Origin of the sequence: Kocuria rosea (genome assembly GCF_023715525.1) — a bacterium.
GTDB classification, from domain to species: domain Bacteria; phylum Actinomycetota; class Actinomycetes; order Actinomycetales; family Micrococcaceae; genus Kocuria; species Kocuria rosea_A.
Window position 1 is genome coordinate 16,959 of record NZ_JAMBOG010000017.1, and the last position, 12,574, is coordinate 29,532.

Annotated in this window: 15 protein-coding genes; 8 read left to right on the forward strand and 7 right to left on the reverse strand. The window is 74.5% G+C overall.

What is annotated here, in order from left to right; all coding sequences use genetic code 11:
• Nucleotides 1-7: 7 nt before the first annotated feature.
• Complete coding sequence (locus M3185_RS12305) at nt 8-856, reverse strand: general stress protein (protein ID WP_251333974.1); 849 nt, start codon at nt 854-856, stop codon at nt 8-10.
• A 92-nt stretch (nt 857-948) separates the two neighbouring features.
• Between M3185_RS12305 and M3185_RS12310 the strand changes: the two genes are divergently transcribed.
• Genes M3185_RS12310 through M3185_RS12320 form a run of 3 tightly spaced genes read left to right on the forward strand, consistent with a single transcriptional unit; the run spans nt 949 to nt 4,085 of the window.
• A complete protein-coding gene (locus M3185_RS12310) occupies nt 949-2,250 on the forward strand; it encodes a magnesium transporter MgtE N-terminal domain-containing protein (protein WP_251333975.1) in 1,302 nt (433 codons plus the stop codon).
• Nucleotides 2,243-2,878 (forward strand): DUF1003 domain-containing protein, encoded by a 636-nt coding sequence (locus tag M3185_RS12315; RefSeq protein ID WP_251333976.1) that lies wholly within the window; start codon nt 2,243-2,245, stop codon nt 2,876-2,878. Before M3185_RS12310 ends, M3185_RS12315 begins: the two co-directional genes overlap by 8 nt.
• Before the next feature lie 34 nt (nt 2,879-2,912).
• On the forward strand, nt 2,913-4,085 hold the full coding sequence (locus M3185_RS12320; protein ID WP_374238509.1) for an Mrp/NBP35 family ATP-binding protein: 1,173 nt from the start codon (nt 2,913-2,915) through the stop codon (nt 4,083-4,085).
• A 10-nt stretch (nt 4,086-4,095) separates the two neighbouring features.
• Here the strand turns inward: M3185_RS12320 and M3185_RS12325 are convergent, their stop codons facing one another.
• Together M3185_RS12325 and M3185_RS12330 are read right to left on the reverse strand one after the other, a co-directional pair.
• A complete protein-coding gene (locus M3185_RS12325) occupies nt 4,096-4,443 on the reverse strand; it encodes a Sec-independent protein translocase TatB (RefSeq protein ID WP_251333977.1) in 348 nt (115 codons plus the stop codon).
• A 35-nt stretch (nt 4,444-4,478) separates the two neighbouring features.
• Complete coding sequence (locus M3185_RS12330) at nt 4,479-5,156, reverse strand: hypothetical protein (protein ID WP_251333978.1); 678 nt, start codon at nt 5,154-5,156, stop codon at nt 4,479-4,481.
• A 169-nt stretch (nt 5,157-5,325) separates the two neighbouring features.
• Between M3185_RS12330 and M3185_RS12335 the strand changes: the two genes are divergently transcribed.
• Complete coding sequence (locus tag M3185_RS12335) at nt 5,326-5,958, forward strand: O-methyltransferase (protein ID WP_251333979.1); 633 nt, start codon at nt 5,326-5,328, stop codon at nt 5,956-5,958.
• A 69-nt stretch (nt 5,959-6,027) separates the two neighbouring features.
• Here M3185_RS12335 and M3185_RS12340 read toward each other — a convergent pair whose 3' ends face one another.
• The 3 genes from M3185_RS12340 to M3185_RS12350 all read right to left on the reverse strand — a co-directional run bounded on the left by M3185_RS12340 (nt 6,028) and on the right by M3185_RS12350 (nt 7,827).
• Nucleotides 6,028-6,195, reverse strand: coding sequence for a DUF3117 domain-containing protein (locus M3185_RS12340; protein WP_188535063.1), 168 nt, complete (start codon nt 6,193-6,195; stop codon nt 6,028-6,030).
• Nucleotides 6,196-6,307: 112 nt separating this feature from the next.
• Nucleotides 6,308-7,531 (reverse strand): hypothetical protein, encoded by a 1,224-nt coding sequence (locus M3185_RS12345; protein WP_251333980.1) that lies wholly within the window; start codon nt 7,529-7,531, stop codon nt 6,308-6,310.
• Nucleotides 7,528-7,827 carry a DivIVA domain-containing protein gene (locus tag M3185_RS12350; RefSeq protein ID WP_251333981.1) on the reverse strand — a complete coding sequence of 100 codons (300 nt, stop codon included), beginning with the start codon at nt 7,825-7,827 and terminating at the stop codon, nt 7,528-7,530. The genes M3185_RS12345 and M3185_RS12350 overlap by 4 nt, the downstream gene beginning before the upstream one ends.
• A 146-nt stretch (nt 7,828-7,973) precedes the next feature.
• On the opposite strand from M3185_RS12350, the gene M3185_RS12355 reads away from it, so the two are divergent.
• The 4 genes from M3185_RS12355 (at nt 7,974) to M3185_RS12370 (ending at nt 11,399) form a co-directional block, all read left to right on the forward strand.
• Nucleotides 7,974-8,759, forward strand: a complete 786-nt coding sequence (locus M3185_RS12355) for an amino acid ABC transporter ATP-binding protein (RefSeq protein WP_374238507.1) — start codon at nt 7,974-7,976, stop codon at nt 8,757-8,759.
• A 50-nt stretch (nt 8,760-8,809) separates the two neighbouring features.
• Entirely contained in the window at nt 8,810-9,658 is an 849-nt protein-coding gene (locus tag M3185_RS12360; protein ID WP_251333982.1) for a glutamate ABC transporter substrate-binding protein, read from the forward strand.
• 179 nt (nt 9,659-9,837) lie between these two features.
• Nucleotides 9,838-10,524: an amino acid ABC transporter permease gene (locus M3185_RS12365; protein ID WP_251333983.1), complete on the forward strand. Its 687-nt coding sequence runs from the start codon at nt 9,838-9,840 to the stop codon at nt 10,522-10,524.
• Nucleotides 10,524-11,399, forward strand: a complete 876-nt coding sequence (locus M3185_RS12370; protein WP_251333984.1) for an amino acid ABC transporter permease — start codon at nt 10,524-10,526, stop codon at nt 11,397-11,399. Before M3185_RS12365 ends, M3185_RS12370 begins: the two co-directional genes overlap by 1 nt.
• 24 nt (nt 11,400-11,423) lie before the next feature.
• Here the strand turns inward: M3185_RS12370 and dapE are convergent, their stop codons facing one another.
• Nucleotides 11,424-12,551, reverse strand: a complete 1,128-nt coding sequence (gene dapE / locus M3185_RS12375) for a succinyl-diaminopimelate desuccinylase (RefSeq protein WP_251333985.1) — start codon at nt 12,549-12,551, stop codon at nt 11,424-11,426.
• Nucleotides 12,552-12,574: the final 23 nt, after the last annotated feature.

Sequence of the window (12,574 nt, forward strand, 5' to 3'; positions counted from 1 at the left end):
CCGCCCGTCAGCGGGGCGCGTCGGCCGACGTGCTGCCGCCGGCGGGGGGCTCCGTGCGCTCCTCGGCCGGACCCGCGCCGCGGCCCTGTCCCTCCGGCAGCCGGATGCCGAACTGGGGCCGGCCGTCGGGCAGGTCCTCGAACCGGGCCGAGCGCTCGGGCGCCGCGGACCCCGGCGCTGCACCCGCCGGGGCGGCGCCCGCCGCCGGCGCGCCGGTGGGGGCCGGGCCGCCGTAGGACGGCCGCTGCCAGGGGGCGCCCGGCCCGGGCTGCGGGGCGCCCTGCGGCGGCCCCGGCGGCTGGTGGCCCGGCTGCTGGGGGCCCTGCGGCTGGGGCCACTGCTGCTGGGGCGCCGCCGGCAGGCCCGGCAGCCCGCGCAGGCCCTGCAGCACCTGCCGGGCGCGCTGGGCCACCTCGGGGGCGGCCACGACGTCGTAGGAGGTCGCCACGATCTGGTTGGTCGAGGTGAAGTCCCGCTTCCCCCGCTGCATCGCGTACGTCACGGTCGCCAGCAGCATCCAGAAGGCCCCGCCCATGAGCACGGACACGAGCAGCGAGGAGACCCACTGCTCGCCGCCGAGCAGCGACATGATCATCCCGAGGAAGGCCCCGAACACCATCCCGTTGAGGGCCCCCTGCCCGGCGACCCGGGGGTAGCTGAGCCGGCCCGTGACCTGCTCCACGGACTTCAGGTCGTTGCCGACGATCGCGACCTTGGCGACCTCGAACTGCTCGTCCGCGAGGTGGTCCACGGCCTTCTGGGCGTCGGCGTAGGAGCCGTAGCGGCCGATCACCTCCCCGCGGGGCAGGCCTCGGAGGGCGGGGCTGGCGGCGGACGCGGACCGTGGAGAGCTCATGGCCCCATTGTTCCCCATCCGGCTGGGACCGCGCCGCATGCCGGCGCCGGCCCGCGGAGGCCCCGCACCGGCCCGGTGGGTAGTCTTGTACGGTGAGCAGCAACGTCAACAGGATCTTCCTCGCGCGCCTGATCGGCCTCGACGTGTTCGACCCCCTGGGGGACCGTCTCGGCCGGCTGCGCGACGTCGTCGTGCTCATGCGGGGCGGCTCCCGCCACGGGCGCCCGTCGCGCCGCCCCCTCGTGGTGGGCCTCGTGGTCGAGGTCCTCGGCAAGAAGCGCGTGTTCGTCCCCATGACGCGGGTGACCAGCATCGACGCCGACCAGATCATCTGCACGGGCCTCGTGAACCTGCGCCGCTTCGAGCAGCGCGGGGCGGAGACCCTCGCCGTGGCCGAGCTGTTCGACCGCACCGTCGTGCTCCGGGACGGCTCCGGGACCGCGACGGTCGAGGACATGGCCATGGAGCGCAAGCGCAACACCGGGGACTGGGTCGTCACCCAGCTGTTCGTGCGCCGCACCGCGACGACCGGGGGGCTGATGCGCCGCCGCAACGAGACCCTGATCGTGGACTGGGAGGACACCGGGGACCCGTCCGCCGCGGGCCACCAGCCGGCCACCCAGTGGGTCGCGTCCCACGAGGAGGAGCAGGCCGCCGACCTCGCCGACGAGATCCACGACATGTCCGACAAGCGCAAACTCGAGATCGCGCACGAGCTGCAGGACGACCGGCTCGCCGACGTGCTCCAGGAGCTGCCCGAGGAGGACCAGGTCTTCATCCTCACCAGCATGGAGCCCGAGCGCGCGGCGACGGTGCTCGAGGAGATGGAGCCCGACGACGCCGCCGACCTGCTCAACGAGCTGCCCGACGCCGAGGCGGAGGAGCTGCTCGAGCGCATGCAGCCCGAGGACGCCGAGGACGTCCGGCGGCTGCTCGAGTACGAGGAGGGCACCGCGGGCTCGCTGATGACCCCGGTGCCGATCATCCTGCCGCCGGAAGCCACGGTGGCGGAGGCCCTCGCCCACATCCGCCAGGAGGAGCTCAGCCCCGCCGTGGCGGCGGCCGTGATCGTCTCCCGCGCACCGCTGGAGACCCCCACGGGCAAGTACCTGGGGATGGTGCACACCCAGAAGCTGCTGCGCTACCCGCCGCCCGAGGCGATCGGCAACCTCATCGACCGGTCCCTCGAGCCCGTCTCCGACCTCGCCTCCCTGCGGGACGTGGCCCGGGAGCTGGCGACCTACGACCTGACCATCATCCCCGTGGTCAACGACCACGACCGGGTGGTGGGGGCGATCACCATCGACGACGTCCTCGACGCCCTGCTGCCCGAGGACTGGCGCACCGCCGACGACGGCACCCCGATCCGGAAGGTGGGCAAGCGCTATGAGTGAGTCCCGGCGCTCCCCCGGCGCGGCCCACGGCAACGCGCTGGACCAGCCGCGCGAGCACCGGCCCGGGCTGCTGGACCGGTTCCGGCCCAACCCGGACGCGTTCGGCCGGATGACCGAGGGCTTCGCCCGCTTCATGGGCACCCCCCAGTTCCTGCTGTGGATGACGGTGTTCGTGGCCGTGTGGCTGGGCTGGAACACGCTCGCCCCCGAGTCGGCCCAGTTCGACCCGCGCGCCCTGAACTTCACCCTGCTCACCCTGATGCTGTCCCTGCAGGCGTCCTACGCCGCGCCGCTGCTGCTGCTCGCGCAGAACCGCCAGGACGACCGGGACCGCGTGACGCAGGAGGAGGACCGCCGGCGCGCGCAGCAGAACCTCGCCGACACCGAGTACCTGACCCGGGAGATCGCCTCCCTGCGGATCGCCCTGCGCGAGGTCGCCACCCGCGACTTCGTGCGCTCCGAGCTGCGCTCGGTGCTCGAGGAGATCCTCGAGTCCCAGGACGACGGCCCCGCCCCCGAGGAGCGGGCCGAGGCCGGCGGCCCGGGCCGGTCCCAGCCCCGCCCGCCGCGCCGGCCCGCCCGCCGGCGCCCCTCCGCCCCCGAGACCAGGGAGATCCCCCGTGTCTGAGCTCCGCACCCCCGTCCCCGGCCCCGCCGCCCCCCTGGCCGCCGACCCCCTGGCCGCCGAGGACCTGCACCCGCAGCTGCGCCGCGCCCTCGACCGGGTGCTCGACCCCGAGCTGCGCCGGCCCGTCACCGAGCTGGGGATGATCCGCTCGGCCGTGCTCGACGACGCCGGGCACGCGCGCGTGCACGTGCTGCTGACCATCCGCGGCTGCCCCCTGCGCTCGACCATCGAGGCCGACGTCCGGGAGGCCGTCTCCGACGTGGCCGGCGTGCGCTCCGTGGCCGTGGAGATCGGGTACATGAGCCCCGAGCAGCGCGCGGCGCTCAAGCAGCGCGTCGGGCACACCCGCACCGTGCCGTTCAACGACCCCTCGTCCCTGACCCGGGTGCACGCCGTGACCAGCGGCAAGGGCGGGGTCGGCAAGTCGACGGTCACCGTGAACCTCGCCGCGGCCCTCGCCGCGCAGGGCCGGTCGGTGGGCATCGTGGACGCGGACGTGCACGGCTTCTCGGTCCCGGGCCTGCTGGGCGTGGACCGGGGGCCCACCCAGGTCGAGGACATGATCCTCCCCCCGGTGGTGGAGGTCCCGGTCGCGGCCCGCACGGGCCCCCGGGAGGGGGTGCTCAAGGTCATCTCCATCGGGATGTTCGTGGACCCGGAGCAGCCGGTCGCGTGGCGCGGGCCGATGCTGCACCGCGCCGTCGAGCAGTTCCTCACCGACGTGCACTTCGGGGACCTCGACCACCTGTTCCTCGACCTGCCGCCGGGCACGGGCGACGTCGCGATCTCCGTGGCGCAGCTGCTGCCGTCGGCGGAGGTCCTCGTGGTCTCCACGCCCCAGCAGGCCGCCGTCGAGGTCGCCGAGCGCTCGGGCGCCCTCGCCCTGCAGACGGGGCAGACGGTGGCCGGGGTGATCGAGAACATGGCGGGGATGCCGATGCCGGACGGGACCGTGCTGGAGCTCTTCGGCTCCGGGGGCGGGGCCCGGATCGCGCAGTCGCTCACCCGGCGGCTGGGCTACGACGTGCCGCTGCTCGGCGCCGTGCCCCTCGACGTCGCCCTGCGCGAGGGCGGGGACGAAGGACGCCCGGTGGTGTGGTCGGCGCCGGACTCGCCCGCGGCACGCGCGCTGCGCGGTGTCGCGGACGCGCTGGGCACGCGCCCGCGCGGGCTGGCGGGGCGGCCGCTGGGCCTGGGACCCCGCTGACGGGTCCGGCTCAGGTCGCCTCGCTGTCGAAGGGGGCGGGCTCCCCCGGGGCCAGCCGGCTGAGGACGGGCGCGGGGCGCGCGGCGACCGGCTTCTCCGGCTCGTCGTCCTCGAGCAGGGCCTGGCGCACGATGGTGCGGGGGTCGTACTGGCGCGGGTCCAGCTTGCGCCAGTCGACGTCGGCCAGCTCGGGGCCGAGGGTCTGCTTGAGGTCCTCGGTGGCGCCGGTGGCGTAGCGCTTCGCGGCCTTGACGAACTCCTTGAGCTTCTCCGCGTACTCCGGCAGCCGCTCCGGCCCGATGATGAACAGGACCAGGAGCACGAGGATGATCGCTTCGCCGCCGTTGATGCCGAGCACAGTGGAAGGTTACCAGCCGCAGGCGGAGCGGCCGCTCAGTCGAAGATCTCGCGCAGGCCCGCGAGCACGGTCGGGACGACGCCCGGATCGCCGGCCGCGGGCGCGACGACCCGTCCCCGCTCGTCCGCCACGACGAGGTTGACGGTGTGGGCCATCGTGGCGGGGCTCGTGTCCGCGGCGACGGTGTAGACGACGCCCTCCCCCGCCAGCACGGCCCGCCACGGCGGGCCGGCGTCGACCCACAGGGGCACCCCGGCGACGGCGGAGGGCTCGAGGCCCTCCGCGCTCACGGGCAGCCCGGTGAGCCCGTCCATGGGGTTGTCCGGGTCCACCCGCCCGCGCTGCTCCACGACGACGACGCTGTCCTCGCCGTGGTGGAGCGCGATGGTGACGACCGGCCGGCCCGCGAGGGTCCCCCGGGTCATCGACGCCACCCGGTACCCGTCGGCGGCGAGCGTGGGCAGCGTCCAGCCCTCGGCGCGCAGCTGGGCGGCGGTGGCGTCGTCCGCGTGCAGGACCCCGCCGGTGCCCGTCCACGCCGCGACCGGGACCTGCTCCTCGTGGCCCTCGGGCTCCGCGGCCACGACCGTGCGCCCGACGGCGTAGCCGGACCCGAGGAGCAGGGTGAGCGCCGCGCTCGCGAGGGCGGCGGCCACGGGCACCGCGTTGCTGCGCCGGGCCGGCGCGGGGCCGGTGCGGTGCGGGCGGGCCATGGGACCTCCTCCGGGGCGGGTCGTGGGGCGGGCGGCGGCTCCGTCGTTCCATGATCGGCGGGGAAGCTGGGCGCGGACTGGACATCGACCGGCCGGGGCGGGCGGCCGGGCCGCGCGGGGGCCAGCCGGTAAGATGACGCGCATCCACTGGAGCGACGAAGGGCGGAACATGGGCGCGGACAAGACGACGAGCTGGTCGTACGCCGAGGCGTTCGCCGTGGAGGACGAGCTCGCCTACCGCGCCCGGGAGCGTTCCCTCGCCCTGCGCATCCCGCCGGTCACCCCCGGCACCGCGGCCGCGCTGACCGTCCTCGCCGCCGCCGCGCGCCCGTCCACGGTCGTGGAGGTGGGCACGGGGGCGGGGGTCTCCGGGCTCGCCCTGCTGCGCGGGCTGCCCGCGGGCTCCGTGCTGACGACCATCGACACCGACATCCGGGCGCTGCGCGCGGCGCGCGACACCTTCCGGGAGGCGGGCGCGCCGACCAGCCGCACCCGCACGATCCCGGGCCGGGCCTCGCTCGTGATGCCCCGGCTGACCGCCGGCGCCTACGACCTCGTGTTCCTCGACGCCGACACGGAGGGGACGCTCCACTACGCCGAGGAGGCGGTGCGCCTGCTGCGCCCGGGCGGGCTGCTGGCCGTCAACGACGCCCTCCACCAGGACAAGGTGGCCCAGCCCGCGAACCGCGAGGACAACACGCGCACGATGCGGGCCGTGCACCGGCTGTTCCGCGAGGACGAGCGCTTCAGCACCGCCCTGCTGCCGACCGGGTCGGGGCTGCTGCTGGCGGTGCGCCGCTGAGCGGGCACGGCAACGGCGAGGGGCCCGGCACCGTGCGGTGCCGGGCCCCTCGCCGCCGTCCGGGTGACGCTACTCGGTCACGCCGGCCAGGCACTCCCTGAGCTCCGCGGCCTCGTCCGGCTTCAGCTCGACCACGAGCCGTCCGCCGCCCTCGAGCGGAACGCGCATGATCAGGCTGCGCCCCTCCTTGGTGACCTCCATCGGTCCGTCACCGGTTCTCGGCTTCATGGCCGCCATGTGGGAACTCCTCTTCCTCAGTAGCTGTGACTCCCATCCTATCCGAGCCGCCGCACCTGCCCGGGACCACCCCGGCGGGCACAGCGCACGCCGGGGCGCGGCCGGAGCGCGGTCAGGGCGGGTAGTCCCCGCCCCCCGGCAGCTGCTTCCAGTGCCACAGCCAGCCCACCCACACGAGCTGCAGGACGGCGCCGGCGAGCACGCAGGCCACCCGGTAGGCGCGGGAGTCCGAGACCGCGGCCAGCGGCAGCGCCAGGGGGAACAACGGCAGCAGCAGCCGGAAGGTGCTGGTCTGCGGGTGCAGGAACAGCAGGAGGTAGACCCCGTAGCAGGCCAGCCACCCGCGCACGAACGGGTCCAGCTGCTCCCGCACTCCCCGCGCCCGCAGCAGCGCCGCCGCGCCGGCGACGAGCAGCACGGGCGCCACGGCGCCGGCCACCGGGCCGAACAGGTCCGCGCCCGTGGCGAACCACGGCGCCACGAGCCGCAGGTCCTCGCCCCGCCAGGCCGTCTCGGTGTCCGTGTACGCCGCCGGCTCCCCCGTGGCCCACCACGCGAGCGCCGGCCACGCGAGCGCGGCGGCGCACGAGAACAGCGCGAGCCCGAGCAGCCCGTCGACGGCGTCGCGGGCGCGCCGCAGCCGCCCGGAGCGCCGGCGCCGGAGGGTGCGCACGAACCACGCGATGCCGAGGGCCGCCGCGAACGGCACGCCCGCGGGGCGGGTCAGGCACATGAGCAGCACCACCGGAGCCGCCTGGAGGTGGCGCCCCGAGCAGACCAGCAGCAGGGCCGCGGCGAGCAGCAGCAGGTGCAGCGACTCGGCGTAGGGCACCTGGAGCACGGGCGCGACCGGGGCGAACGCCACGAACGCCAGTCCCCACAGGGCGGTGGCCGGGGACGCGAGGCGCCGGAAGAGCCGCAGCACCAGCACGGCCGCCCCGAAGCCCGCCAGCAGGGAGACCGTCGAGGCCGTGGCGTCCCAGCTCCAGCCCGTGGGGGCCATGAGCCCCCGCACGAGCAGCGGGAAGACGGGATAGAACGCCCACGCGTTCTCCTGCGCCCGGCCCGCCGCGTCGCGGGGCACGGTCCCGGGGTAGCCCTCGCGGGCGATGCGCTCGTACCAGTCGGAGTCCCAGGTCCCGGCGAAGGCCAGGTAGCCGAGGGCGCCGTCGCCCCACGGCCCCGGGCCCTGCCGGCGGGCGACCGTGGTGAACACCGCCCACCCCCACGCCCGGGACGCCGCCCAGACGAGCAGGGCCTGCGCCCACGGGGGCAGAGCGGTCAGGCGGCAGAGCGCCCGCGCGAGGCCGGTCCGGACGACCGCCGGCGAGCTCACGCGCGCGGTGCCGGGCCGGTGGCCGGGCCCTCCTCCGGCAGCCGCCGGGCGAGGTGGTCGAGCACCGCGTGGACCTCCTCGGGGTCGTAGCCGCGGCGGCGGACGTGGAACGCGATCCGGCCGACGTCGTCGGGGCCGGGGTGCTCGGGCAGCACCAGCGGCGCGTCCGGGGCGGGCTCGGGGCCCACGCCGCCGCGGGAGGCCCACGCCGGCGGGCGGTCCCGGCCCAGGACCACCACCGCCACGACGGTCAGCAGCAGCACGACGCCGGTCAGCGCGAGGAGGAGTTCGCTCATGCTCCCAGGCTATGCGCCGGGGCCGCCGGCGCCGCCCCGCGTCGCGGCGCGGGCCCCGGAACACGGGGCTACGGACGAGTAAATATTTTACGCAATCGCAACGCCCGGAGCCTCGCACCCCCTCGATTTCGACTATGTTCGACGGTATGTCACACGCCACACCGCCCGCCGCGTCGCCCCCCGCTCCAGGCGGGGGCGACGCCCTGGTCCGCGTCTCGCACGTCAACAAGCACTTCGGGGACCTGCACGTGCTCAAGGACATCAACCTCGCGGTGCGCCGCGGGGAGGTGGTGGTCGTGATCGGCCCCTCCGGCTCCGGCAAGTCCACGCTGTGCCGCGCCATCAACCGGCTCGAGGGCATCGACGACGGCGAGATCCTCATCGACGGCAAGCGCCTGCCCGAGGAGGGCGCGGCGCTCGCGCGGCTGCGGGCCGACGTCGGGATGGTCTTCCAGTCCTTCAACCTCTTCGCGCACAAGTCCGTGCTGCAGAACGTGACCCTCGGGCCCATGAAGGTCCGGGGGAAGTCGGCCGCCGAGGCCAAGCAGCGCGCCATGGAGCTGCTCACACGGGTCGGGGTGGCCAACCAGGCGGAGAAGCTGCCCGCCCAGCTCTCCGGCGGCCAGCAGCAGCGCGTGGCGATCGCCCGCGCCCTGGCCATGGACCCGAAGGTCATGCTCTTCGACGAGCCGACCTCCGCCCTGGACCCCGAGATGATCAACGAGGTCCTCGACACCATGGTGGCCCTCGCGAAGCAGGGCATGACGATGATCGTGGTCACCCACGAGATGGGCTTCGCCCGCAAGGCCGCCGACCGCGTCGTGTTCATGGCGGACGGGCAGATCGTCGAGGAGAGCACCCCGGAGGAGTTCTTCACCGCTCCGCGCTCCGAGCGCGCCAAGGACTTCCTGGGCAAGATCCTCGGGCACTGACCCGCCGTCCCCTCCGACCCATCGTTCCCACCTGAAGCAAGGAGCACACCATGCGCCACACCAAGCCCCTCGGACTGGCCGCGATGGCCGCCGTGGCCGCCCTGACCCTCACCGCGTGCGGAGGGGGCGACGGCGGCGGTTCGGAGACCGCCGGCGGCGACGGGGGCGGCGAGACCGTCCGGATCGGCATCAAGTTCGACCAGCCGGGCCTCGGCTTCCAGGACGGCGACCAGTACACGGGCTTCGACGTCGACGTCGCCAAGTACGTGGCCGGGGAGCTCGGCTACGCGGAGGACCAGATCGAGTGGGTCGAGTCCCCCTCGGCGAACCGCGAGAACATGCTCGCCAACGACCAGGTCGACATGATCTTCGCGACCTACTCCATCACCGACGAGCGCCGGCAGACCGTGGACTTCGCGGGCCCGTACTTCGTCGCCGGCCAGGACCTGCTGGTGCGCGCCGACGAGACCGGCATCACCGGCCCCGAGGACCTCGAGGGCAAGAACCTGTGCTCGGTCACCGGCTCGACCTCCGCGGTCAAGGTCAAGGAGGAGGTGCCCGGGGTGAACCTCGTCGAGCAGGGCGGCTACGCCGAGTGCGTGACCTTCCTGGAGTCCGGCCAGGTGGACGCGGTGACCACCGACGACATCATCCTGGCCGGCCTGGCCTCCACGGAGGCCAACGCGGGCAAGTTCAAGGTCGTCGGCAACACGTTCTCCGAGGAGAACTACGGCGTGGGCCTGCCCAAGGGCTCCGACCGGTGCGAGGCGATCAACGAGGCCATCACCAAGATGATCGACGAGGGCGCCTGGCAGGAGGCCGTGACCGCGAACACCGAGGGCGCGGACTACGAGTTCAACGCCCAGCTCAACCCGCCGACGCCGGAGCCCTGCGCCTGAGCGGGGACCCGCGCGCCGCCCGCGCGTGAGCGGCGCCGTGGCCGGGCCCCGTGCCCGGCCACGGCGCCCGGGACCCGTCCCGCTCCCCGCGCCGCCACCCCGCGGGACCGCCGACCCGCCGACCGACCGACGAAGGGCACTGCCGTGACCCAGGACCTGCGCGAGCTCCGGGAGCTCCCGTGACCGACTACCTGAACGACTTCGCGAGCCTGTTCGTCCAGTACGACGTGCTCGGCGCCTTCTGGGTCAACATCAAGCTGACCTTCTTCGCCGCGATCGGGTCGATGCTGCTGGGCTCCCTGGTCGCGCTCATGCGCATCTCCCCCGTCGCGTCGCTGCGGCTGCTCGGGACCGGCTACGTCAACCTGTTCCGCAACACGCCCCTGACCATCATCCTGGTGTTCCTGATCCTGGGCGTGTGGAGCCAGCTGGGCATCGCCCTGTCCTCGGACTTCAACCGGAACTTCTTCGTCTACGCCGTGCTCGGCCTGACGGTCTACCACGCCGCGTTCGTGTGCGAGGCCATCCGCTCCGGCGTGAACACCGTGCCCGTGGGCCAGGCCGAGGCCGCCCGGGCGATCGGGCTGAGCTTCCTGCCCGCGGCCCGGCTGGTCATCTTCCCGCAGGCGCTGCGCGGGGCGATCACCCCGCTGGGCAACACCCTCATCGCCCTGACCAAGAACACCACCGTCGCCGCGGCCGCGTCCGTCACCGAGATCTCGGCCCTGATGAAGACCATGATCGAGTTCCGCCCGGACGTCATCATCGCGGTCTTCCTCACCGTGGCGCTCGGCTTCGTCCTGCTCGTCGTCCCGGTGGGCCTGCTCACCACCTGGGCCTCCCGGAAACTGGCGGTGAAGCGCTGATGGCCTCCTCGACGGCCCAGAACGTCCTCTTCGACGTCCAGGGGCCCCGGGCCCGCCGGACCACCGCGGTCCTCAACGTGGTGGGGGTGCTGCTCGTCGCCGCCCTCGCCTGGGCCGTCCTCGGCAAGCTCGCCGACCAGGGGCAGCTGGACGCCACGAAGTGGGCGTCCCTGTTCACCGGGCGCACGTGGGAGAACTTCCTCCTGCCGGGCCTGGTGCAGACCCTGAAGGCGGCGCTGCTGGCCGTGGTGCTCTCCGTGGCGTTCGGCCTGGCCTTCGGGCTGGGCCGGCTCTCCCAGCTCGCCCCGGTGCGCTGGGTCTCGACCGCCGTCGTGGAGTTCTTCCGTGCGGTGCCCGTGCTGGTGATGATGATCTTCTTCTACCTGGGCATCGGCCGCGCCGACCTGGTGGAGCCCGCCGCCGTGCCGTTCTGGGCCGTGGTGCTGGGGCTGATGTTCTACAACGGCTCCGTGATCGCGGAGCTGATCCGCTCCGGCGTCCACCAGCTGCCCAAGGGCCAGCGGGAGGCGGGCCTCGCCATCGGCCTCACGCCGTCCCGGACGCTGCGCCTCGTGGAGCTGCCGCAGGCGCTGACGGCGATGCTCCCGTCGATGGTCAGCCAGTTCGTGGTCATCCTCAAGGACACCGCGCTGGGCTACATCATCACCTATCCCGAGCTGCTGGCCAGCGCCCGCCGGCTCGGCTCCGGGGACGGCAACATCCTCCAGGCCCTGTTCGTGGCCGCGCTGGTCTTCGTGGTCATCAACTACCTGCTCACGGTCCTGGCGGCCTGGCTGTCCCGGTTCCTCAGCTACCGGACGGCAGGCCCGACCAGGCCGGCGGAGGGCCCGCTGGCCGCCGAGGAGACCGCCTGACGGCCCGCCGGCCGCGCCAGCCGCTCAGTCCGTGAGCCAGGCCGCGAGGGCGCGGTAGCACTGCCGCACGGCCTCGGCGGGCACGTGCTCGTCGTCGGTGTGGGCGAGCAGGGCGTCGCCGGGGCCGAAGTTCACGGCCGGCACGCCCATCTGCGAGAAGCGCGCCACGTCGGTCCAGCCGTACTTCGGCTTCGGCTCGTGGCCCACCGCGGCCACGAACGCCGCCGCGGCCGGGCGGTCCAGGCCGGGGCGGGCCGCCGGGGACAGGTCCGTGACCTGGAGCTCGTAGCCGGCGAAGACCTCCCGCACGTGGGCGAGGGCCTCCTCGGGGGTCCGGTCCGGGGCGAAGCGGTAGTTGACCTCCACGCTCGCCGCGTCGGGGATCACGTTCCCGGCCACGCCTCCGGTGATCCGGATGGCGTTGAGCCCCTCGCGGTACTCGAGGCCCTCCACCGCGACGGTGCGCGCCTCGTAGGCGGCGAGGCGGGCCAGGACGTCGGCCTGCTTGTGGATGGCGTTGTCGCCGATCCAGGACCGGCCCGAGTGGGCGGCGCGGCCCGTGGTCGTGATCCGGAACCGCATCGTGCCGTTGCACCCGCCCTCCACGGTCCCGTCGGTGGGCTCGAGGAGCACCGCGAAGTCCGCCGCGAGCAGGGCGGGGGTGTTGCGCTGCAGCCGGGCGAGCCCGCTCGAGGCCGCGTCGACCTCCTCGTGGTCGTAGAAGACGTAGCTGACGTCCCGGTTCGGGGCCGTGAGGGCGGCGGCGAGCGCCAGCTGGACGGCCACGCCGCCCTTCATGTCCACGGTGCCGCGGCCGTAGAGCACCCGGCCGCCGTCGGCCCACGAGGAGGGGACGGTCCCGCGGGCGCCGGGCGCGGTCGGCAGCGGCACGGTGTCCAGGTGGCCCGCCAGCACGACCCGTTCCGCCCGGCCCAGCTCGGTGCGGGCGACCACCGCGTCCCCGTCGCGGTGCACGCTCAGGTGCGGCAGCCGGCGCAGCGCGGCCTCCACGGCGTCGGCGAGAGGGCCCTCGTGGTCGGAGACGGAGTGCAGGTCGACCAGGGCCGCCGTGAGGTCGGCGGGGTCCGCGGCGAGGTCGAGGGTACGGGCGGCGCCGGGGACGGTCCCGGGGGCGGTCTCGGGGGCAGTCATGGCGCCAGCATAGCGGCGGCCCC

What these genes read in the sequence shown, in the direction of transcription:
- M3185_RS12305 (WP_251333974.1), bottom strand. Translation starts at nt 856, where the DNA reads ATGAGCTCTCCACGGTCCGCGTCCGCCGCCAGCCCCGCCCTCCGAGGC.
- M3185_RS12315 (WP_251333976.1), top strand. Translation starts at nt 2,243, where the DNA reads ATGAGTGAGTCCCGGCGCTCCCCCGGCGCGGCCCACGGCAACGCGCTG.
- M3185_RS12330 (WP_251333978.1), bottom strand. Translation starts at nt 5,156, where the DNA reads ATGGCCCGCCCGCACCGCACCGGCCCCGCGCCGGCCCGGCGCAGCAAC.
- M3185_RS12335 (WP_251333979.1), top strand. Translation starts at nt 5,326, where the DNA reads ATGGGCGCGGACAAGACGACGAGCTGGTCGTACGCCGAGGCGTTCGCC.
- M3185_RS12340 (WP_188535063.1), bottom strand. Translation starts at nt 6,195, where the DNA reads ATGGCGGCCATGAAGCCGAGAACCGGTGACGGACCGATGGAGGTCACC.
- M3185_RS12350 (WP_251333981.1), bottom strand. Translation starts at nt 7,827, where the DNA reads ATGAGCGAACTCCTCCTCGCGCTGACCGGCGTCGTGCTGCTGCTGACC.
- M3185_RS12355 (WP_374238507.1), top strand. Translation starts at nt 7,974, where the DNA reads ATGTCACACGCCACACCGCCCGCCGCGTCGCCCCCCGCTCCAGGCGGG.
- M3185_RS12360 (WP_251333982.1), top strand. Translation starts at nt 8,810, where the DNA reads ATGCGCCACACCAAGCCCCTCGGACTGGCCGCGATGGCCGCCGTGGCC.
- M3185_RS12370 (WP_251333984.1), top strand. Translation starts at nt 10,524, where the DNA reads ATGGCCTCCTCGACGGCCCAGAACGTCCTCTTCGACGTCCAGGGGCCC.
- dapE (WP_251333985.1), bottom strand. Translation starts at nt 12,551, where the DNA reads ATGACTGCCCCCGAGACCGCCCCCGGGACCGTCCCCGGCGCCGCCCGT.